The sequence below is a fragment of the Haloarcula sp. R1-2 genome (assembly GCF_011627385.1).
GTDB lineage: Archaea > Halobacteriota > Halobacteria > Halobacteriales > Haloarculaceae > Haloarcula > Haloarcula marismortui.
In genome coordinates this window covers 1,104,165-1,122,291 of the sequence record NZ_JAANTG010000002.1, presented here as the reverse complement: position 1 = coordinate 1,122,291, position 18,127 = coordinate 1,104,165, and the positions used below count along the sequence as shown (strand labels likewise).

The window sequence follows — 18,127 nt, the reverse complement described above, 5'->3', positions numbered from 1 at the left end:
CCCCAGATACGGGCTCTTCGTTAGAAGTCGGTCCGCTGTGTGACTGCCTGAGCGTGATCAGCCCACTTTTCGACGGTGGGCGACCCCCAGTACTTCACTGCGCCGCTTCGCTCGTCGTAGTCGATGAGTCCAATCCGGTGAAGCACTGGCAAGTGCTCCTCTTCGAGCTGTGTTCGGATAGTCGAGGGCGACGTGTCTGTTGCATCGACCGTGCTCGTGCCCTCCTGCTCCGATATTGCCGATGCTAGCACCGCAACGTCAGCGGTCGTCTGGTCACCGCTCGCGAAGTAGTGACAGACGGCACGACGCCGCCAGTCAGCCAAGACCTCAAACACATCATCTACATCCGCTGTAGACAGCGACCTGTCCGACGGCGTCATCCCACTCCACTGGTCACTTCGTGGCCCAGCATTCCTTTGGTTGCTCATTTGTGCGCACTAAATTAACTACTGCCAGAATAATCAACCACACGCCTAGATTACTAGGTAATGACCAAGAAGCGTATGTGAATTACTTACCAGTATAATTGTACTCACTACTAGCCATCAAAAATAGCGTCAATGAGGTTCCGTTCTGCTCGCCGGAGATGCTGGAGGAGTGTCGATGAAGCGATATCGAGCGTGGCCGCAAGTTGCTCAGCGTTCGTGTCTCGTGGCCAGGCGTAGTACCCGGCCAGAAATGCCGTGCGAAGGACTTCTTGCTGGCGATCAGTCAAGTGGTCACGCGGGTCCGATTCAGCGTTGAGTATGTCGTTTGGCTGTTTACACTCTTGTTTTGCCGTCAGCGCAAAATCAGGTGTACAGACAGCGAGTGCCTCCTGTATCGTGCGAGAATCAGCGCCCAGTGGTGCCTCGACAGTTATCGAAAGCGTCCCACCCTCTGCGACCAGCGTTCGGCGGCGAGCGCCGACATCAAGCAGGAGCGACTGGATGGTTTCCGTCACCTGCAGTTCGAGAATACCACCGTCGTCATCTGTGCGAACAACCCGCGAGTCGAGAATGTCCTCGTGAGAGCGAAGTTGCTCTGAGACTGCATCAGCCGGCCCCCCATCGACAGAAAGGTACAGGAGGTGGGTCGGGTCGATATCGACGGACCCGACAGCCTCGATTCGGCACCCGTATGCGTTCGCTACCGAGATGAGGGGCGTATCAGCGTTTCGCGATTCGAATGTCAGTTCGAGGATCCTGTCGTGGGAGAGCAGCCGCCGGTTCTGAACAGCCATAAACGCGAAGCCGAGCATCTCGCCGAGGACGGCGAAACTCTCTGCGACACGTGCCGTGAATCCATCCTGCTGGTCGGTACACACGCACAGGACTCCGTGGACGATGTCGCCATGAACGATTGGAATCGCCGCAATAGAGCGGGTTCCCCGGTCACCCTCGGTATCTTCCCACGACGTGGATTCGGTCCCGCTTTCGACGGTCGTCGTCTGAATCGTTCCCGTCCGAAGCGCCGTTTCACCCGGACCAGGGTCGGTCTGATCGGCACTGGTAATGCTATCGAGACACTCCTCGTCGTCGCCGGCGACCGCTTGTGGAGTGAGATTGCCGTTGCCTCCAGATCGCTCACCGATCCAGGCCAGATCCCACAGCTCAGACTCGACAATCCGGTCACACACTGTCTCGGCGAGTTCGTCCTGAGTCGTTGTCGTTCCCAGCGCACGGATGAGATCCTGAACCAGAACGTTAACTCGGTCAAGCGTTACCAGCTCGTCACGCTGTCGTTCGATTGCGTGCTGACGTTTCCGCTCTTGGGTGATATCTTGGTGAATTCCGACAGCCCGGATCGCCTCGCCGTCGTCGTTCCACTCAAACACCTTGCCGAGGTCACGAATCCATCGCCAGTCCCCGTCTTTCGTCCGCATTCTGAATTCACACTGGTACAGCTCGGTTTCGCCAGTCTTCAGCTTCCCGAGCGCCTGTTCCGCTCGGTCGAGGTCGTCCGGATGGACGAGATCGGCCCACGACTCGTAGTGTGGCTCCAGTTCATCCTTGCTGTAGCCGAGCATTCCGGTCCAGCGCTCATCGAAGGTGACCTCGTTCGTTTTCGGGTTCCAGTCCCAGACGCCGAGTTCGGCACCCTTGAGCGCAAAGTTAAATCGCTCCATCATCTCCTGATACTCTCGCTCACGGCGCTTTCGCTCCGTAACGTCTCGGGCGACGCCGATGACTCCGTTGTAGTTGCCGGCTTCGTCGTGAGTCAACGTGTGGTTGAACGAGAGTTCTCGCTCGGCGCCATCCTTTCGTCGAAATGTCAGGTCGACGGTCGTGCTCTCCTGGTCAGGTGCTTCGAGTAACTCTTCGACGGCCGCCTGTCCCTTCGGGAATTCACCAGGTGCGAGGACTTCCAAAATGTGTGTCCCGCACAGTTTGCCCGGCTCGTACCCGAGAGTCGCCGCGAACGAATCGTTACAGAAGTCGATGACACCACGTTCATCGATCGTGTAGAGCCCGTCCTGTGCCCGTTCGACGAGGATATCAAGGAGCGCCATGCGAGCGTCACGCCGAGCGGTCTCGGTGATGTCTCGTAGCAGAACGAGCGTGAGCCCACCCGTGGCGTCCGGCAGTTCGTACCCGTGCCGGAGGAGATACTGGTCGTGGTCCGTGCCGGAGACCCCGAGGGCAACCGGCTCGGTCGGGGAATCCCGGAGCAGCTGTAGCTGCCGACGGCCGCTGGGCGTGTCGGGCAGTGCCCTATCCATGGCGTCGTAGAAGTCCTCGACCCGGCAGGTCTCGTCGAGGCCGGAGACAAATGCCGACACCGCTTCGCTTGACCACTGTACTGTCCCATCATCCGCCAGCAGAACAGCGATTTCGTTCGCTTCAGCACGCGATTCAATTCCGGACACTGCATCCCGCAGCGCGGACTCGGTCCGGTCGACTGGGGCTGAGACGACGCTAACGATCTTCTCCGCCAGCAGCAGCGGCTGTCCGTCCGCCTGTTTCGTGACGACCGTCTCCGCGTCGTCGAAGACAGGCGCAACGCTGTCCGGCGCAGTGGCGTCGGTGTAGAGGACGACCGGGTAGCGGTCGTTCGACACCAGTGCGGCCGGGATATCACCCAGCCCAGCCGGGTCGAGGACGAGACAGGAGACATCCGTCGATGCGGCGGCTTCGAGCGCGGCATCTGTCGTTGCCACGCTCGTCACCGTTATTTCGGTGTGGTGGTCCGTCAGCCTCTCGTGTATCTGCTTTCGTGCCGTCGCGTCGGAATCGAGATACACGACTTCGATTTCCCGGTTGGCAGCGCCGGTCTGTCTCGCTCCCGCAAACGCGATGTCGTCGAGGTCGTTTCTAATCATCACCCTGGTATGCTGTTCAATCACGTTACTGCGGCGTAATAACTGTTCTGTGGCGACAGTGGTTGCCAGACAGCGAACGCACACGTTCAACGACCACAGTGGCGAAACGTTGCGGATGGCACACGGCTTCTCTCGGAGCCTCCTGGCCATCGAATCCGGTGACACACCCGGCGTCAGTCGACAACGAACAACCGCTCCCGAAGGGCCTCGGCAACATCAGTGAGGTGCGCCTGTCCGAACGCCGCGACCAGAAGCGCCCCGAGCGAATTGAACATCGTATCCCGGACCGTATCATCAAGGCCGTGTTGCGCCAGCGGCATCGTGACACCCGTTTCGGTGGCAACGATATCGAGCGCGAACTCGAACAGTTCCCAGATCACGCCAAAGGAGAGCACCACGACGAAGATGTACACGAAAAAGACGCGTCTGGGGATGTGAATCGCGTCGTTGTGAAGGTCGATGGTCCGGGCTGTCGTATATCCGAACGCGGCAATGAGTGAGGCTGACATCGCGTGGGTGAGGTGGTCCCACCAACCGATCTGCCCGTAGAGCCCGGCTGAACCGAGCGTATGGAGGAACACCGCGGTCGTGATCCAGAGGGCGAGCCACGGGTCAAGCGCGAGATTGTAGTTTCGCCGCATCACCGCGGGGAGGAACGTGACGAGCAGACCGATACCGCCGTTCGTGATCGGCTTTGGCTGACCGGCGACAATGCCGTAGCCGACCAGTCCAAGCAAGACGAGTTGCATCGCGCGGGTGGTCCGTCGCTGGTTCCGCATCGACGGTCGGGGCAGCCTCATCGCTGCACCATCCGTCGGATGCCACGCCAGAGACGGCGGTCCCGCCGTCTGAAGTAGCCATCGAACAGCACACCCGCGGCGAGTCCGGCAAGGGTGACGTACAGCCACTCGGTCATCAGCGCCTCGTTGGTCGTGAGATACGACGTCCCGAGAAACCGGTCGGCGTTCCACCGGAAGACCGTCCAGACCGCCACCGCGGCAAGCGTCGTCAGGACGACGAGCCCGATGGCGAACCAGTGCGTGAGCGCGAGATCGGTAAACATGTGAAGCTCAACGATGACGAGCAGGGCCAGTGCAGCAAGTGAGAGGTAGCTGGCGAAGGTTCCGACAGTGCCGCCGACGAGCCCGCGGGCTAAGATTGGGAGCAACGCGAGAACGAGTAACTCCCAGGGGAGCATCACGCGCCACTCGCGGAACGCCACCGGCGGGACGAGGACGACGAAGCCGACGACACTGACGAACAGTATCCACCGGTAATCAGCTTCCAAGACGCCTTCAACGAACACGGCCGTGAGAATCGCAACGAGCGCCCACGCGATGACCGCGTTGGTTCGCCCGTCACGAAAGAGCTTCTTGAACGTGTCCTCGAGGCCGATAGTCCCGGGACGACTGTCGGAACGGCCGGACCCATCGCTCATTGCAGTGAACTGTGGTACGACAGCGAATAAACCCGGCGACGTGTTTATACCGGCTACAGCCCCTTCTACAGGTATATGATGCTGCCGACGCATGCGATAGCGGGGCTCGCCATTGCGACACCGCTGCTCGTCCTTGCGCCAGACCACGCCGCTGTAGCGCTCGCTGGCGGCCTCGTCGGTGGCGTTCTTCCCGACCTCGACCTGTACTCGGGCCATCGGCGCACGCTGCATTACCCCAGCGGGTACACACTCGCGGTTGTCCCGGCTGCTGGGTTCGCCGCCATCCTCCAGACACCGCTGCTCATTGCGCTCACCTTCGTTCTGATGGGCGCTGCACTCCACTGCCGGATGGACCGGTACGGCGGCGGCCTCGAACTCCGTCCGTGGGAGGCCACATCCGAACGTGCCGTGTACGACCACGTTCGTGGGCGGTGGCGGCCGCCGAAGCGATGGATACAGTACGACGGTGCGCCCGCCGACGTGGGACTGATGGTACTTGCAGGTGCACCACTATTCGTCGTGCTTGACGGGCCGTTCCGGTGGGTCGTCGCCGCAGCCCTCCTCACTGGCGCGACCTACGGGCTCCTGCGTCGTCGACTGGCAGCCCTGGCCCCGGTCGTGTTCGGGAACGTTCCCGACTCGATTGCAGCCCACGTTCCGGACCGCTACCGGCAGTAACGCTTGGCTGCCGCGACGCTTTCGCTATTTCACTGCCGCTCTCGTCACTTCCGTCCCACCAGAGCGTTCTCAGCAACGCCGCGAAGCGTCAGCCACGTGTTGATACCCGCCCGCAGTGCAACGAGGTCAGACGCTGCAACAGTGAGTTCGACCCGCTGTCCGTCCCGACTGAGCCGCGCCGTCGTCCGGTCGCCCTCGATATCGTTGATTTCGGGACGGATGCTCTGCTCAATGGCGCGAGCCCGGTCGGCGCTGCTGTACTCGGCGGTCAGGCGGGTCTGATGTGGTGCAGTCATACTGTTCGGGATGGGGCGTCCTCGTATCGGTCACAGGGCTGCCCCAGAAAAGCCGTTCGCAACGTGGCGCAGCCGGCCGTCGACTATCAACCGCGTCACCGACAGTCTCAGTTGACGTTGATCTCTTTGACGTCGGGCGACCGCTCCTTCAGCAGGACGCGGTGTCCGCAGTACGGGCAGCGGACGCCGCCGTACTCGTCCAGCGTCACGTCGCGCTTACAGCGTGAACACTTGTAGCTCATAGCTGAGAGATAGGGATGAAGGTCCTTTACTCCTCGTCTTCGGACAGTGCGGCCCGAATGGAGCGTCGAACAGTCTTGCCGCCAGGCGTTTCCGGCTTGTAGCTGCCGCCGGTGAACTTGTAGTCACAGTAGCTGCACTGCCAGATGCCCGTGCCCTGACGGTCAACGCGGTCTTCGCCGCAGTTCGGACAGGCGTGGTCCTCGTTCATCTCCGATTCGATCTCCGCAACGCGGCGTCGGGACACGCGACCGTAGCGAGCGCCGAAACGGCCCGAGCTGCCGGTCTTTCCGCTCTTGCTAGCCATAGTGGTCTGTTGTCCGCCGAGCGGCCACATAAGGCCTTCGAGATTCGGTTCCCGGCGAGCCCGCGGCGACATAACTCAAGGGGGAGGCGGGCAAACCGTCGCTCGATGGCAGCGTTCGACGGAGTTCGCAATCGCCTCCAGCGGGTCGCGCCGGCCACGAGCGGGCGGCTTACCGCCTCGGAGTTCTTGCTATCGGGCGCGGCGGCGGGTCTGTTTGGCTGGGGTGGCACGCAGGCGATTACGTGGTCGAGCCGCGCTAACGGCGCGCTGTTCGCCACGGCGCTGTGGGCTGTCTTAATCAGTGGCTTCGTCGGCCTGACAGTCCTCCACGCACCGGATTCGGTCCGCTTCTCGGACGCGATGTTCGCCTGGGGAACGGTCAATACTACTGCGACAGCGGTGACTATCGGTGGCCTCCTCGGTGTCATACCCGCACAAGCGGCGTTCTGGCACGCGTGGGTCGGCGCAACGGCTATCGGCTACTGCTGGACCGGTGGGGTCCTCGAAGGGGCTGGACAGCCTGTGCGCGGACGTGGCTATCTGGGTTCGGGCGTCGTCGGACTCGGTCTGTTGACCGTCGGGGCGGTAGCGTTTCCGCTTGTCTCCCCAGTCGGTTATCTGGCACTCGCCGCGCTCCATGCGCTCCCGATGGCCCTCGACGTTCGAACGTCGTTACCGGCCGTTCACCGGACCGGTGTCGTCGGAGTCGCGGTGGCCGCCGTGCTTGTTGCTGGTGTTGTCATGGCGTGACCACCGGTCCTGGCGCGGGTGCTACTCCTGCAGTTCGGCTTCCCTGAGTGCCTCGTTCAGATCTGCCCGGACGTGTTCGCCGAGTTCGCGGTCGCCGGCCGTCGTGACGACGCGGTTCTCCTGCACGCTGGAGCCGTCGCGGATGAGCACCCGGACGTTACCGTTGGCGTCGGCGCGGGTCGCCTTCGCCCGGACGCCCGTCGGCGAACTCGCGCCGCCAGCGTCGATGGGGCCGGGGATGACCTTCTTGACGTGAGGGTGGCCGGCGACGGTCTGGATGACTCGCTGGCCCGACCGGCCGCCGATGAGCGTCGAGTGGCTCCCGCCCAGTTTCTCCGCCGGCGCGGCGTCGACGACTTCGAGTGCGGGCTCGCCCTGACGGTCGATGACCCGCTGGACGGGGTCGTCGCCCTCGACGCGGAAGAACTCGTAGTGCAGTTGGGGGCGAACGGCGGCGATAACGTCGCGGTCGCCGGTGACGTACACTTCCTCGGGCCGTTTTCGTCGTACCTCGTCCGCGACGAGGCCGGCGAAGTTCCGCAGTTCGACGACGACCGTTTCGTCGCTCCCTTCGCCTTCCGGCGTCGTCGTCACCGTCCGCTGGCCGACGACCGACCCGTCCAGCAGCGAGGTCACCGTCGCCCGCTCGCGGTCGAGTTCGAGGACGACGGCGTCCGTATTGGCAGTGTGACAGACCAGGCAGTAATCGCCCGGTCGGTCAAGCGGCGTGGCACACTGCCGACAGTCCATAGCTGTGGCTACGGGTCCGCGCGGATAAGGGAGACGGTTCACATCTTACGCAATCATAAACTCAGCGCTCGTCTTCGATGGTCGCGCCGGGCGGGTAGATGGCACAGACAGCAGCGTCGTAGCCGGCGTCGGAGAGGCCAGTCCCGAGCGCGAACACCGTCTCGCCGAGCATCGCCATCGCGGCGTCCCCGCCGGCTTCGGCCACGTCGTCGATGACGCCTTTCACCTCCGGCGTCAGGAGGTCAGCCTCGCGGGAGAACTGCCGGGAGGCCTTCATAAACGTCGATAGCTTCGGCTCTTTGACGACGGTCGAGAGTGCACGTTCGCCGGCGGCCGTCAGCGTTTCCGTGTCGCCGCCGACCACGTCCGCTGTCGACAGCTCGCCGAGCGTGACGTACTCGACGCGGCTGCGGGCCGGGATGGCGTCGAGGTAGTTGAACTGCGGCCCGCCGGGTTCGAGGCGGAGCGGCACGCCGCCGCGAGCCTGCGCGACGACATCGCCAAGGCCCGAACCGGACTGGACTTCCGCGCCGTGGGCAATAGTCACCAGTTCGTTGTACGAGAGCCCGTGGCCAAAGACGGCGTTGGCCGCCAGCGCAGTACCAAGCGCCAGTCCGCCGGAGACGCCGAAGCCGGACCCGAGCGGGAGCGGCGTTTCGGCAGTGACAGTCGCCGTGGTTCGAAGGGCGTCCAGCACTCGCTCGACGGCCTCCACCTCAATCGGCTCGCCGTTCAGCGTTACCTTGGTCTCAGCCCCGCGGCTGACGGTAACAGAAACGCCGTCAGACAGGGCCAGTCCGCCCCCGCGAGAACCGGTCTCAATCGGGTCATCGCCCCGGTCGACGGTAAAAAAGCCCGTGATGTGGCCGGGAACGAACGCGTGTGCTTCGTCGCTCATTGCCTCCCCGTGGGACCCGGTAGCGTTAAGGATTGGTGGTCGCCCGCTCCGGCCACGCTGGCTGGCGGACGTTCGCTCCACGCAGGGTTTCAGAAAACCGACAGGCGGTTCTCCGACCCGTAGTTTGATGTGTGTTTACGGCGGATGACTGTGCAAACATGCCGACGATAAGCGCGCGGCTCCCGAGCGAAGAGAAAGCGGAACTGGACGACGTCGCCGAGTTGCTCTCCGAGGACCGGTCGACAACGATTCGAAAGGCGCTCCGGGAGGGACTGGAGACGCTCCGACTTCGCGTCGCCGTCGAGCAGTACCAGTCTGGCGACGTGTCGGCGGCCGAAGCCGCACAGCTCGCGGACCTCTCCATCGCAGAGTGGCTTGACGTGGCCCGCGAGCGAAACCTGACGACACAGCTCGAACTCTCTGATCTGGAGCTCGATGCTGACACAGCCGCGGAGCTATGACCCGCATCTACGTCGGGCCGACGGCGCTGTACTCGCTGGGGCAGGTGGGAGAGCTGTCGCTGCTGGACGCGTTCGACGGCGATATCGTCATCCCGGAACCAGTCCTCGACGAGGTGCAGGTCGAACCGACCGCGACGAACCTGACCGAGTACCGCGAGAACGGCATCGACACTGGCGTCGACGAAGACCACATCGACCAGGCCAAGTCCCTGCTGGGCGATGCCGACCTTGGCGCTGCTGTGACGGTACTCGCTGGCGTGTTAGCCCACCGCGACAGCGACGACCGCTCAGCCGTGGCTGTCGTCTCCGAGGACCGCACCGTCCGTCGGATGGCGCAGGGGTTGGGGGCAGAAGTGACGAGCAGTTTCGGCGTCGTGGTCCGGGCCGCCATCGAGGACAAATACCTCAAGCCGACACAGGCAAAGCGGATCGTCAGGCGCATCGACCAGCATGGGATGCACCTGACAGGGGAGTTGCGCGAGCGGGCGGTTGGCGAGGTCGCATAGCGCCGATTGAGAAGGCGCCGGAGTAACCCCATCTGTGCTGGGATAAGGAACTAATAAACATCGTCCGTACTCCGTGCCGTGTCAGAACAACCCGCGCCTCAGTTTCTTGTGGCCTCGGCCGCCGTTTGCGTGCTGGGCTGTCTCGTCGGAGCACTGCTCCCGATTGTCGTCGGGTCATCAGCCGCGTTTACCGGCAGCGTGACTTCAAGCGGGCTTCTCGGACTCGTCTTCACCGTGCGAAACCTCCAACTGCTCCGCGTGACCGGCGAGCCGAGTTTACCGCCGGCCGTCCTGACAACGATTTTCGGCGGCTGGTTCATGCTCGCCCCGTTGTTGTACACTGATGTCGGCTTTCTCGCGACCGCAGGAACACAGCTCGCCGGAACAGTCATCTCAACGTTCGGACTGTACGTCACGGTCGCCGGGCTGGCCGACGGGCCAGCGTAGACAGCCGCGGCAGCTATTCACCGACCGCAGTGGAGAGCTCTGTGGAAACAACGTCGACAGCGCTCTCAACGTCTGGATGTCTCCCTGTTCCGACATCCTTGCAGCCCTGTTTTCTGTCGATTCGGACCGCGCTATCGTCGAAGAGCTCAGGGCGAACAACAAGTTTGGCTGCAGCACAGACGCCGTCGTCGTCCGGAATCCGATACTCGACGATGCCGCCGTTGGCGTCGCTTCGCTGCCACGGTGCCGGCGGGTCCGGTAGCGCAGCGACCAACTCCTCCGGGTCAGCGGCTGTCTCCGGTGACGGGTGGGACATACTGTAGTAAGGGCTGTGAGACGCAAACGTGTTACGCCGACTGTCCCGTCATTCTACTATCGGTGCGTGGAGCTGACCTCCCCGTCAATTTGGACGGTATACGCCGATATCGGACATTCTGGGCCCTGAACGGGCCGGGGTGCCAGCACCCGCGTTCGGAGCTAGATGCATGGGTTTAACACTCCGGCTCCCAACTCTGGAGGTATGCAGGGTAATCTTCCGCCTGAAGCACAGGAGAAGCTCGAGGAACTGCAGGACCTTCAGCAGACAGCACAGCAGGTCGCCGCACAGAAACAGCAGGCCGAGACGGAGCTCCAGGAGTCCCAGACGGCGCTCGACGAGCTTGACGACATCGACGAGGACTCGACCATGTACCGCGAGGTCGGCGAACTCCTCGTGAAGACCGAGTTCGACGAGGCACAGGACGACCTCGAAGAGAAGGTCAACAGCCTCGAAGTCCGCGTTGAGACGCTCGAAAAGCAGGAAGAGCGCGTTCAGGAGCAGTTCGAAGAGCTCCAGAGCGAGCTCCAGCAGATGCTCGGCGGCGCAGGCGGCGCGGGTCCGGCCGGCGGCCCCGGCGCTGGCGGCGCATAAGGCGATGCCGACAGACGATGAGGTCGTCGAAACAGCCTCAGCCGCCGCCGAAGACGTTGTCTTCTCTCGGTACGACGTCGGCGCGGTCGAGGACCTCGACGTGACTGTCACCTTCGAAGACGGCGTACTGGACGTCGACGTGTACGTCAACGCGCCCGACAGTCGTCAGGACGAGGCACAGGTCGCGGACGACGCTGCCCTTGCCGCACGGGCCGCCGTCGACGACCTGTTCGAAGAATAGGCACCCGCAACCAAGCGGGCAGTCACTCGGTGTTCTACCGACACCGCGAACGGTCAGTCGTGGCTATCGGCGGCTGGGTCCCCGGTCCGGTCGCTCGCGAACCCGGTTCGGAACGCGATCCAGCCAAGCACTGAGACGAACAGTATCGGCGGGAGAATCATGAACCCCCACAGCGGGTCCAGTCCCCAGCCAAGTAGCAGGGCCAGATCAAACAGCCCGATAGCGAGAAACGGCGAGACGAACAGGAGAGCCCGCTTCCGGTTCATCTCACCCGACGATTCCGACGCCGACGAGTCCTCGTCACCCGCAAGTAGGTCTGCCGTCGTGCGGTCACGGGTTCCGTCGCCAGCGTGGACGCTGGACTCGGCGGTGTCATCCATACCCATCACTCAGAGTTCAGCAAGCAAAAAAACCGCGCTTGATTACTCGGCAGGTGAAGAGCCGTCAGGTCAGGGGGATTACGCGTCGCTGTCGTCGTCAGTGGCCTGTTCTTCATCCGAATCCGTCTCGTCAGTGGACTGCTCATCGTCTCCAGCCGCGTCCTCAGTCGACTCCGCAGCAGCGTCGTCCGCGCCACCGCTCTCAGACGGCGATTCGGTTTCGTTCTCGGCCGCGTCGCTCTCGTCACCGGGGGTCAGGTCGCTGATCTGTGCGCCCAGATCACCCGTGAGTTCGCCGGCCTGCTTCTGTCCGATGAGCGTGTGAATCTCGCTGACGAAATCAGGGACCTGTTCGGGGAGGTCCGACGGCGGGCCACGCTGGTCGCCTGCCTGGCCGGCGTCAGCAGGTGGGCCGCGACGGTCAGACGCCGAGGCGGCGCCGTCCGACGTGTTCTCGTCAGCGCTCGCTGTTTTGTTCGCTGCCTGTTCAGTGTCGTTCGCTGCTTGCTCAGCAGCGTTGTCTGCCTGTGCGTTGTCCGCGTGGTCATCAGCCTGTGCGCCTGCTGCGCCGGGAAGTGCCGCCGCCGAGCCCGTGATGACGAGCACGGCAAGCAGGCCGCCGGCAATCGTAGTGAGTTTCATTGTGGTCGTTGCCTCCGCTTGGCTCTCTGGTCGGATGGCATATGAAGGGGGCAAGCCGAAAAGGCGAATTAAGTCGGATTTGCCCGATTTGAGCGTTCTGTCGTCTGTTTTAATTCGATTTAATCCCGCTTCAAAGCCCACTCACCACGTCATCGCGCCGAGATCGGACCGCTGGGTGAGATGGTTGGCGTGCGCGTCGCGGGGCCGGCCCGGCCGACGAAGACATAGTTGGAGTCGGTCAGATGATAGCGCACGGGACAGGCCCCTGAAACCGCCGCCGGGGTAGCTTTTCATACCAGCGAGCCCAACACTGGTTCATGGAACACGATGCCACGGTCGAAGGGGTCGGCGTCGGTGTCAGCGAGGAAGGGAGCGGCACGCCGGTCGTTCTACTCCGTGCACGTGAGGAGATCGTCCCAATCTTTGTCAGCACGGACCAGGCCCAGTCGATGCAACTGGCTATCGACGGCGAACCCTTCGAGCGCCCGCTCACTCACGACCTGTTGGTCGAGATGGTGACGGAGTTCGGGGGAGCTATCGACCGGGTCCGTATCGACGACCTCGCCGACGGGACCTTCTACGGGAAGATCGACGCGGAACAGTACACCGACGACCGGCGCAAGGACATGGTGTTTGACGCTCGCCCCTCGGATGCCATCGCGATTGCCCTCCGGGTAGACTGTCCGGTCGTCGTGACAGACGATGTTATCGACGAGGCCGGACGATCGCCGGAGCAGTTCGACCAGAGCGGGAGTGGCAGTGAGGATCTCGGGCTGTGAGGACGCGAAACCTTTCTGCGTCTGTCCGCCCTGAAAGTACGTGATGGGGTACGAATCGGTTATCTTCGACAACGACGGCGTGTTGCTGACGCTGACGGACATGGATGCACACTACGTCGGCGCGCGCCAGGCATTCGAGGAACTGGGCGTGGTCTCGCCGTCGACAGCCCACGTCGAGGCGATGAGCATCGGTGTGACAGTGCCCGAGCTCACCGACATCTGTACGCAGTACGATATCGACCCCGAGCGGTTCTTCCGGGCTCGTGACGAGGCCCTGACCGCGGTCCAGCGGGCGCTTATCCGGGCCGGAGAGAAACAGCCATACGCCGATGTATCTGTGCTCGACCGGCTAGACTGCCCGCTGGGTGTGGTTTCCTCGAATCAGCGCGACACCGTCGCGTTCGCCTTTGAGCACTTCGATATCGGCCACTACTTCGACACCGTCTGGGCACGCGAGCCGACAGTCGAGAGCCTCCGCCGGAAGAAACCGCGGCCGTACTACATCGAGCGGGCGATGGACGACCTCAACGTCAGTAATGCCCTGTTCGTCGGCGACAACGAATCCGACATCGAGGCAGCACATCGGTCCGGGATCGACTCGGCGTTTATTCGTCGCCCACATCGGGTCGACACGCAACTCGACGTGACACCGGACCACGATGTGTCTGGCCTCGAAGACGTGGTTCACCTCGCCAGTCGACGCAGCGGGAGCGACTGAGACGTATCCGGACCTAACGGACACGCACTCTTCGTGTTCTGGTACGTATACTGAAAGCAACCTTTCCCATGGCAAGTGCCGTGAAACGGTATGGAGAAGCCGGTCGGTGGAACGGATGAGAACGAACAAGCGGCACGCGACACACCGGCACAGCAGTCCCCTCCTGTGCTGTTGGAGACGCTCGCCGCGCGAATGCCCGAGCCAGTGGTCGTTTCTGCCGCTGACGGGGAGATACGGACCGGGAACGACCACCTCTGTGACCTCCTCGACTCGGACCCATCGGACGTGTTTGGAAGCCAGATAGGTACGTTCTTCCCAGGTCTGGATGACGTTGACCTTAGAGCCCACTGTAGTCAGTCACCGGGAACACCGCTAACGTCGTCGTGCTCTGCTGGTGGCACGGAGCGGTGGGTCGAAATCGCCTTCGAGCCCCAGCAGTGGGACGGCGAGGAATTGTATCTGGGAATCGTCCACGATATCACCGAGCGCCACGAGCGGACGGAGATGCTCGAACAGTACGAACGGATCGTCGAGACCATCGAGGACGGCATCTACACACTTGACGAGGCGTTCACGATGCAGACGGTCAACAGTGCCGTCGAGTCGATGACCGGCTATGATAAGGACACGCTGGTCGGGTCGAACGCGACGCTGCTGGCAGATGAATCCGTCATCGAGGAGGCCGCAGAGATGTCGCGGCAGTTCATCGAGGGCGAGCGCGATGTGGGCACGCTGACGACGGACCTCAGAACCGCTGACGGGGACACGCTGCCGATCGAAACCAAATTCACGACGTACGACCGCAAGGACGGGAGCTACCGGCAGGTCGGCGTCGTTCGAGATATCTCTGACCGGAAGCGGTTCGAGGAGACGCTCGCGGCGCTGCACGAGTCAACCAGAAAACTGCTACACACGGAAACCAAGACGGCCGTGGCCGAGCAGATACTCGACACGGCCGTCGACGTACTGGAGCTCCCCGACGTGGCGATCTACCTGTTCGACCGAAGCGACAACACCCTTCGCAGCGTCGGCGACGTCGACGCGGACCGAAGCGCGTCGATCGGCCCGGGCGAGAGTACAGCGTGGGATGTGTTCGTGCAGGACAGCGCTGTCGAAGTTCCCCCCGGCGAGAGCATCGACCTCGGTGCGGGGCCGGTCACGGCAGACGCAACGCGGCTCTGCCTCCCGCTCGAAGACCACGGCGTGTTCTGCACCGAACTGGGCGAGCAACACATAGACGCCAGGACCCGGGAGATGGTGGACCTGCTCGCCGCCAGCGCCGAAGCCGCGCTCGCTCGTGTCGACCGCGAGACGACGCTCCGCGAACGCGAGGCCGAGCGCCGCGAACAGAACCGTGAACTGCGACGGCTCAAGCAGGTCAACGCAATCATCCGCCGGATCGACCAGGTGCTCGTCGAAGCGGAGACTACCGAGGAGATTGAGCAGGCTGTGTGTGACCAGTTGGCCGACTCACAGTGGTTCTCCTTCGCCTGGATCGGCCGACAGGACGCGACGGAACTCGTCCCCAGAGCGTGGGCGGGTGACACCGCCAGTTATCTGGACGCCATTTCGCTGTCGCTGGAACGCGAGGGCGGGCCGCCGGCCATCCAGACTGCACAGTCCGAAGCGATGACTATCGTCCCATCAGTGGCGGATAACCTTCGAGGTGACCACTGGCGGACGGAGGCACTTTCCCGAGAATTCCAGTCAGCACTCAGCATTCCGCTCGAATACGACGATTTCGTCTACGGTGTCTTGACTGTGTACGCCCAGCAGGAAGACGGGTTCGACGAGATGCTTCAGGAGGTGTTTGCCGAACTCGGCGAGACCATCGCGAATGCGATACAGGAGGTGGAGTCCCGACAGCGGCGGGCCGGCGACGGGACCGTCGAGCTCGAACTATCGCTGTCGGCCCCACAGTCCTTCTTGACCCACCTCTCAGACCAGGTCGGCGCCCCGGTCATCTGTGAAGGGGCCGTACAGCGCAGCGACGGTGCGACCCGTCTCTTCCTCGCTATCTCGGACTGTGACCCCGCTGTCGTTGAGGAGCAGATAGTCTCGATGGCTCGTGTCGACACTGCGCGGTCGATCTCGACCGACCAGTTGGACGGGTTTTACGAGGTCGTCGTGACTGGTCAGACCGTTGCAGAGACGGTACTGGAGCAGGGCGGGCGGTTGAAATCGATCCGAACGTCAACGGATGGACTCACTGTGACAGTTGTCGTCTCGGGCGAAACCGATGTCCGGCAGTTCGTCGAGCAGCTCGGCGAGCGCTACGCGAACGTCACACTGATCGCGCGCCGTGACGGCGCACAGTCCGACGGTCAACGAGACGAGACGGTCCGGTCGGCACTGGAGGAGCAACTCACCGACAGACAGTTCGAAGTCCTTCAGACGGCGTATCTGAGTGGCTTTTTCGACTGGCCCCGGGAGACGACTGGGCAGGAAATCGCGGCCAGTTTAGACGTGTCACAGCCGACGGTCAATCGGCACCTCCGCGTCAGCGAGCGAAAGTTGCTCGAACTCGTGTTCGGCGATAGCTGATAGCGGCGCTATACTACTAGTGACCAGTCCGGCGGGCGGTATCTGTATAGCCACAATCACCTTTTGAACCACTGATCAAGAGACAAACAGCGACGAATCATGTCCCAGGCAAAACTGGTCTACAGACCGACACCCAATGAACCGCTGAGCGAAACCATCGTCCACGCCGTAGCCGACACCCTGGGTATCGACCCTGTCGACCTCGATGACCGAATCAGTGACTGTATCGACCCTGATGCGCTGGACCGACTGTTCCGTCCCGAGACGGACGGCACCCCGAGTCCTGACGGGCTGGTCGTGTTCAGTATGGCTGGCTGTCGTATCGAAGTCGAAGGGAACCGTTCGGTGCTGGTGACACCGTCCCGCGGCGGCTCGGTGGCAACTGAACTCGAGGCATAACTCGCGCGACTGTTCTGCTGGCGCTGTGTGATCTTATTTAGAGGGATATTGCCGCCAGCAAACATATTATTATCACCTTATTTTTACATATCACCCACAGATCGCTGCTATATTTCAGTAAGTAGATATTTCTTTTGTGGTAGCAATTGAAAAACTGGTACGTAACTCGGAGTAAAGCTGACCAACTACTTTGTTAATAATATACTACTAGCAGCATACACGTCAGTACCACTATAAGCGCAACTTTGCCTCTCAAATGTATGGACCGTGGACACCAACTGATCGGAACCGACTCGCAGTCGGGCAAGAGCGCCAAGGCAGTGACCGTTCAATCTGAAGAAGTAGAAGCACCCAAACACCAGTTAATTGAACATTATTCTACCGCCTGTGTCGATATTCAGGGTGCAACTATCGGGAGGCAGTCACAATGAGTGTTGAGTCACCGGCGGTTGATGCACAGGACCTTCTTGAAGAGGTTCGGACAACCAGTCTCCCGGACCAGGTTGCAGAACTGGCAGACGAGTACGAACGGGTCTGTGGCGAGCGTGATCGGTTCCTCTGGCAGTGGATCTACTCGCTGTTCCCTGAGTTTACGCTCTCCTCTGTCCACCCGGATCACGCCGACCACGTCCGGACACAGAAGACGATACTCACGATGTACGTCACGATTCTGGACGACATCGTCGAGAACGACGGGGACCGAGACACCTTCGAAGAGGCCCGACGCCTCATTCAGGACCCGTCAGCCGTGGACCCGAGTCGTGCAGCGGTAAGCGAGGAATATTTCTCCTTTATCGAGCGTGTATGGCGGGAGTTTGAGGGGGGCCTGACTGACGCACCGCGTGTTGAGGAGTTCTACGACGTGTTCACCTACGATATGCGACAGACGCTAAACGCGATGGATTACAGCGCCGTCGTCAACGAGAACCCACGGATTGCGAACCTCAGCGGGGCCGAAACCTATGGGGCACATAACATGGTAATGTTCCCCTACGCGGCCGTTGACCTGATGTACTCGCCGGAATTCGAACTCGCGGACTACGGCACGGTCCGGGACCTCATCTGGGACCTGCAGGAGATGGCCCGAATCGGCAACTGGCTCACGACCTGGGAGCGAGAGGTCAAGGAAGGAGACTACACTGCGGGAATCGTCGTGTTGGCCCTTCAAGAAGGGTTCGTTACACCCGAAGAACTCGAAAACCCTGACCGGAAAGCCGAACTCATCGACAAAATCAAAACCGAGCAGTTCGAGGCACGGTTCCGGGACCGGTGGGCCGACATCTATCAGTCCGTGCGTGACCGCGAGTTCGATACGGATAGTGTCGACCTTGACGCGCTGGTGCAGGGCATGGAAACAGTGTTCCAGTACCACGAAGCCAGCCGCGGACACAAGTAACAAAACGACGTTCCGTGGTCCGCGGACAGGTGCGAACTGATTCTAC

The 18,127-nt window shown here is 62.1% G+C and carries 24 protein-coding genes; 12 read left to right on the top strand and 12 right to left on the bottom strand.

The features are described from left to right. Positions 1 to 20 precede the first annotated feature (20 nt). The 4 genes from G9C82_RS13820 to G9C82_RS13805 all read right to left on the bottom strand — a co-directional run bounded on the left by G9C82_RS13820 (position 21) and on the right by G9C82_RS13805 (position 4,739). A complete protein-coding gene (locus G9C82_RS13820) occupies positions 21 to 380 on the bottom strand; it encodes a helix-turn-helix transcriptional regulator (RefSeq protein WP_007187682.1) in 360 nt (119 codons plus the stop codon). A gap of 158 nt (positions 381 to 538) precedes the next feature. Next, positions 539 to 3,301, bottom strand: coding sequence for a PAS domain S-box protein (locus G9C82_RS13815; RefSeq protein WP_127014399.1), 2,763 nt, complete (start codon positions 3,299 to 3,301; stop codon positions 539 to 541). A 173-nt stretch (positions 3,302 to 3,474) separates the two neighbouring features. Then, positions 3,475 to 4,080 carry a hypothetical protein gene (locus G9C82_RS13810; RefSeq protein ID WP_127014449.1) on the bottom strand — a complete coding sequence of 202 codons (606 nt, stop codon included), beginning with the start codon at positions 4,078 to 4,080 and terminating at the stop codon, positions 3,475 to 3,477. A gap of 17 nt (positions 4,081 to 4,097) precedes the next feature. Beyond that, on the bottom strand, positions 4,098 to 4,739 hold the full coding sequence (locus tag G9C82_RS13805) for a hypothetical protein (RefSeq protein ID WP_127014398.1): 642 nt from the start codon (positions 4,737 to 4,739) through the stop codon (positions 4,098 to 4,100). Between the two features lie 75 nt (positions 4,740 to 4,814). On the opposite strand from G9C82_RS13805, the gene G9C82_RS13800 reads away from it, so the two are divergent. Further along, positions 4,815 to 5,417: a metal-dependent hydrolase gene (locus G9C82_RS13800; protein ID WP_004957591.1), complete on the top strand. Its 603-nt coding sequence runs from the start codon at positions 4,815 to 4,817 to the stop codon at positions 5,415 to 5,417. Between the two features lie 44 nt (positions 5,418 to 5,461). On the opposite strand, the gene G9C82_RS13795 is transcribed toward G9C82_RS13800, so the two are convergent. From G9C82_RS13795 to G9C82_RS13785, 3 genes are all read right to left on the bottom strand, one after another. Then, positions 5,462 to 5,713, bottom strand: coding sequence for a KEOPS complex subunit Pcc1 (locus tag G9C82_RS13795; RefSeq protein WP_004957592.1), 252 nt, complete (start codon positions 5,711 to 5,713; stop codon positions 5,462 to 5,464). A gap of 107 nt (positions 5,714 to 5,820) precedes the next feature. Further along, positions 5,821 to 5,955, bottom strand: coding sequence for a DNA-directed RNA polymerase subunit P (locus G9C82_RS13790; protein ID WP_004517024.1), 135 nt, complete (start codon positions 5,953 to 5,955; stop codon positions 5,821 to 5,823). 26 nt (positions 5,956 to 5,981) lie between these two features. After that, positions 5,982 to 6,290: a 50S ribosomal protein L37ae gene (locus tag G9C82_RS13785; RefSeq protein ID WP_004591489.1), complete on the bottom strand. Its 309-nt coding sequence runs from the start codon at positions 6,288 to 6,290 to the stop codon at positions 5,982 to 5,984. Positions 6,291 to 6,365: 75 nt separating this feature from the next. Between G9C82_RS13785 and G9C82_RS13780 the strand changes: the two genes are divergently transcribed. Further along, positions 6,366 to 7,010, top strand: a complete 645-nt coding sequence (locus G9C82_RS13780) for a hypothetical protein (RefSeq protein WP_007187687.1) — start codon at positions 6,366 to 6,368, stop codon at positions 7,008 to 7,010. Between the two features lie 21 nt (positions 7,011 to 7,031). Here the strand turns inward: G9C82_RS13780 and G9C82_RS13775 are convergent, their stop codons facing one another. Next, positions 7,032 to 7,760: a DUF2103 domain-containing protein gene (locus G9C82_RS13775; protein ID WP_011223779.1), complete on the bottom strand. Its 729-nt coding sequence runs from the start codon at positions 7,758 to 7,760 to the stop codon at positions 7,032 to 7,034. Between the two features lie 61 nt (positions 7,761 to 7,821). Continuing rightward, positions 7,822 to 8,658, bottom strand: a complete 837-nt coding sequence (locus G9C82_RS13770; RefSeq protein WP_127014397.1) for a pantoate kinase — start codon at positions 8,656 to 8,658, stop codon at positions 7,822 to 7,824. 158 nt (positions 8,659 to 8,816) lie between these two features. Here G9C82_RS13770 and G9C82_RS13765 point away from each other — a divergent pair, with 158 nt between their 5' ends. The 3 genes from G9C82_RS13765 to G9C82_RS13755 all read left to right on the top strand — a co-directional run bounded on the left by G9C82_RS13765 (position 8,817) and on the right by G9C82_RS13755 (position 10,072). Continuing rightward, complete coding sequence (locus tag G9C82_RS13765) at positions 8,817 to 9,119, top strand: UPF0175 family protein (RefSeq protein WP_004957605.1); 303 nt, start codon at positions 8,817 to 8,819, stop codon at positions 9,117 to 9,119. Continuing rightward, on the top strand, positions 9,116 to 9,625 hold the full coding sequence (locus tag G9C82_RS13760) for a hypothetical protein (protein WP_007187690.1): 510 nt from the start codon (positions 9,116 to 9,118) through the stop codon (positions 9,623 to 9,625). Before G9C82_RS13765 ends, G9C82_RS13760 begins: the two co-directional genes overlap by 4 nt. 129 nt (positions 9,626 to 9,754) lie before the next feature. Then, on the top strand, positions 9,755 to 10,072 hold the full coding sequence (locus G9C82_RS13755) for a hypothetical protein (protein WP_049919058.1): 318 nt from the start codon (positions 9,755 to 9,757) through the stop codon (positions 10,070 to 10,072). A 13-nt stretch (positions 10,073 to 10,085) separates the two neighbouring features. Here the strand turns inward: G9C82_RS13755 and G9C82_RS13750 are convergent, their stop codons facing one another. After that, positions 10,086 to 10,388, bottom strand: coding sequence for a hypothetical protein (locus tag G9C82_RS13750; RefSeq protein WP_127014396.1), 303 nt, complete (start codon positions 10,386 to 10,388; stop codon positions 10,086 to 10,088). A gap of 204 nt (positions 10,389 to 10,592) precedes the next feature. Between G9C82_RS13750 and G9C82_RS13745 the strand changes: the two genes are divergently transcribed. Together G9C82_RS13745 and G9C82_RS13740 are read left to right on the top strand one after the other, a co-directional pair. Then, positions 10,593 to 10,982 (top strand): prefoldin subunit beta, encoded by a 390-nt coding sequence (locus G9C82_RS13745; RefSeq protein ID WP_004591484.1) that lies wholly within the window; start codon positions 10,593 to 10,595, stop codon positions 10,980 to 10,982. A 4-nt stretch (positions 10,983 to 10,986) separates the two neighbouring features. Continuing rightward, positions 10,987 to 11,223, top strand: a complete 237-nt coding sequence (locus G9C82_RS13740; RefSeq protein WP_004957622.1) for a hypothetical protein — start codon at positions 10,987 to 10,989, stop codon at positions 11,221 to 11,223. Between the two features lie 53 nt (positions 11,224 to 11,276). Here G9C82_RS13740 and G9C82_RS13735 read toward each other — a convergent pair whose 3' ends face one another. Then, positions 11,277 to 11,603 carry a hypothetical protein gene (locus G9C82_RS13735; RefSeq protein WP_049944509.1) on the bottom strand — a complete coding sequence of 109 codons (327 nt, stop codon included), beginning with the start codon at positions 11,601 to 11,603 and terminating at the stop codon, positions 11,277 to 11,279. Between the two features lie 78 nt (positions 11,604 to 11,681). Further along, positions 11,682 to 12,245 (bottom strand): hypothetical protein, encoded by a 564-nt coding sequence (locus G9C82_RS13730; protein WP_127014395.1) that lies wholly within the window; start codon positions 12,243 to 12,245, stop codon positions 11,682 to 11,684. A gap of 317 nt (positions 12,246 to 12,562) precedes the next feature. Here G9C82_RS13730 and G9C82_RS13725 point away from each other — a divergent pair, with 317 nt between their 5' ends. From G9C82_RS13725 to G9C82_RS13705, 5 genes are all read left to right on the top strand, one after another. Further along, a complete protein-coding gene (locus G9C82_RS13725; protein ID WP_007187694.1) occupies positions 12,563 to 13,024 on the top strand; it encodes a bifunctional nuclease family protein in 462 nt (153 codons plus the stop codon). A 43-nt stretch (positions 13,025 to 13,067) separates the two neighbouring features. After that, positions 13,068 to 13,742 (top strand): HAD family hydrolase, encoded by a 675-nt coding sequence (locus tag G9C82_RS13720; RefSeq protein WP_127014394.1) that lies wholly within the window; start codon positions 13,068 to 13,070, stop codon positions 13,740 to 13,742. A gap of 90 nt (positions 13,743 to 13,832) precedes the next feature. Then, complete coding sequence (locus tag G9C82_RS13715) at positions 13,833 to 16,286, top strand: PAS domain S-box protein (protein WP_127014393.1); 2,454 nt, start codon at positions 13,833 to 13,835, stop codon at positions 16,284 to 16,286. A gap of 99 nt (positions 16,287 to 16,385) precedes the next feature. Continuing rightward, positions 16,386 to 16,685, top strand: coding sequence for a HalOD1 output domain-containing protein (locus G9C82_RS13710; RefSeq protein WP_004957637.1), 300 nt, complete (start codon positions 16,386 to 16,388; stop codon positions 16,683 to 16,685). 427 nt (positions 16,686 to 17,112) lie between these two features. Then, positions 17,113 to 18,081 carry a terpene synthase family protein gene (locus G9C82_RS13705; RefSeq protein ID WP_127014392.1) on the top strand — a complete coding sequence of 323 codons (969 nt, stop codon included), beginning with the start codon at positions 17,113 to 17,115 and terminating at the stop codon, positions 18,079 to 18,081. Positions 18,082 to 18,127 lie beyond the last annotated feature (46 nt).

Coding starts and splice junctions, on each gene's coding strand:
- G9C82_RS13820 (WP_007187682.1), bottom strand. CDS start 380: ATGACGCCGTCGGACAGGTCGCTGTCTACAGCGGATGTAGATGATGTG.
- G9C82_RS13815 (WP_127014399.1), bottom strand. CDS start 3,301: ATGATTAGAAACGACCTCGACGACATCGCGTTTGCGGGAGCGAGACAG.
- G9C82_RS13810 (WP_127014449.1), bottom strand. CDS start 4,080: ATGCGGAACCAGCGACGGACCACCCGCGCGATGCAACTCGTCTTGCTT.
- G9C82_RS13805 (WP_127014398.1), bottom strand. CDS start 4,739: ATGAGCGATGGGTCCGGCCGTTCCGACAGTCGTCCCGGGACTATCGGC.
- G9C82_RS13800 (WP_004957591.1), top strand. CDS start 4,815: ATGATGCTGCCGACGCATGCGATAGCGGGGCTCGCCATTGCGACACCG.
- G9C82_RS13795 (WP_004957592.1), bottom strand. CDS start 5,713: ATGACTGCACCACATCAGACCCGCCTGACCGCCGAGTACAGCAGCGCC.
- G9C82_RS13790 (WP_004517024.1), bottom strand. CDS start 5,955: ATGAGCTACAAGTGTTCACGCTGTAAGCGCGACGTGACGCTGGACGAG.
- G9C82_RS13785 (WP_004591489.1), bottom strand. CDS start 6,290: ATGTGGCCGCTCGGCGGACAACAGACCACTATGGCTAGCAAGAGCGGA.
- G9C82_RS13780 (WP_007187687.1), top strand. CDS start 6,366: ATGGCAGCGTTCGACGGAGTTCGCAATCGCCTCCAGCGGGTCGCGCCG.
- G9C82_RS13775 (WP_011223779.1), bottom strand. CDS start 7,760: ATGGACTGTCGGCAGTGTGCCACGCCGCTTGACCGACCGGGCGATTAC.
- G9C82_RS13770 (WP_127014397.1), bottom strand. CDS start 8,658: ATGAGCGACGAAGCACACGCGTTCGTTCCCGGCCACATCACGGGCTTT.
- G9C82_RS13765 (WP_004957605.1), top strand. CDS start 8,817: ATGCCGACGATAAGCGCGCGGCTCCCGAGCGAAGAGAAAGCGGAACTG.
- G9C82_RS13760 (WP_007187690.1), top strand. CDS start 9,116: ATGACCCGCATCTACGTCGGGCCGACGGCGCTGTACTCGCTGGGGCAG.
- G9C82_RS13750 (WP_127014396.1), bottom strand. CDS start 10,388: ATGTCCCACCCGTCACCGGAGACAGCCGCTGACCCGGAGGAGTTGGTC.
- G9C82_RS13745 (WP_004591484.1), top strand. CDS start 10,593: ATGCAGGGTAATCTTCCGCCTGAAGCACAGGAGAAGCTCGAGGAACTG.
- G9C82_RS13740 (WP_004957622.1), top strand. CDS start 10,987: ATGCCGACAGACGATGAGGTCGTCGAAACAGCCTCAGCCGCCGCCGAA.
- G9C82_RS13735 (WP_049944509.1), bottom strand. CDS start 11,603: ATGGATGACACCGCCGAGTCCAGCGTCCACGCTGGCGACGGAACCCGT.
- G9C82_RS13730 (WP_127014395.1), bottom strand. CDS start 12,245: ATGAAACTCACTACGATTGCCGGCGGCCTGCTTGCCGTGCTCGTCATC.
- G9C82_RS13725 (WP_007187694.1), top strand. CDS start 12,563: ATGGAACACGATGCCACGGTCGAAGGGGTCGGCGTCGGTGTCAGCGAG.
- G9C82_RS13720 (WP_127014394.1), top strand. CDS start 13,068: ATGGGGTACGAATCGGTTATCTTCGACAACGACGGCGTGTTGCTGACG.
- G9C82_RS13715 (WP_127014393.1), top strand. CDS start 13,833: ATGGAGAAGCCGGTCGGTGGAACGGATGAGAACGAACAAGCGGCACGC.
- G9C82_RS13710 (WP_004957637.1), top strand. CDS start 16,386: ATGTCCCAGGCAAAACTGGTCTACAGACCGACACCCAATGAACCGCTG.
- G9C82_RS13705 (WP_127014392.1), top strand. CDS start 17,113: ATGAGTGTTGAGTCACCGGCGGTTGATGCACAGGACCTTCTTGAAGAG.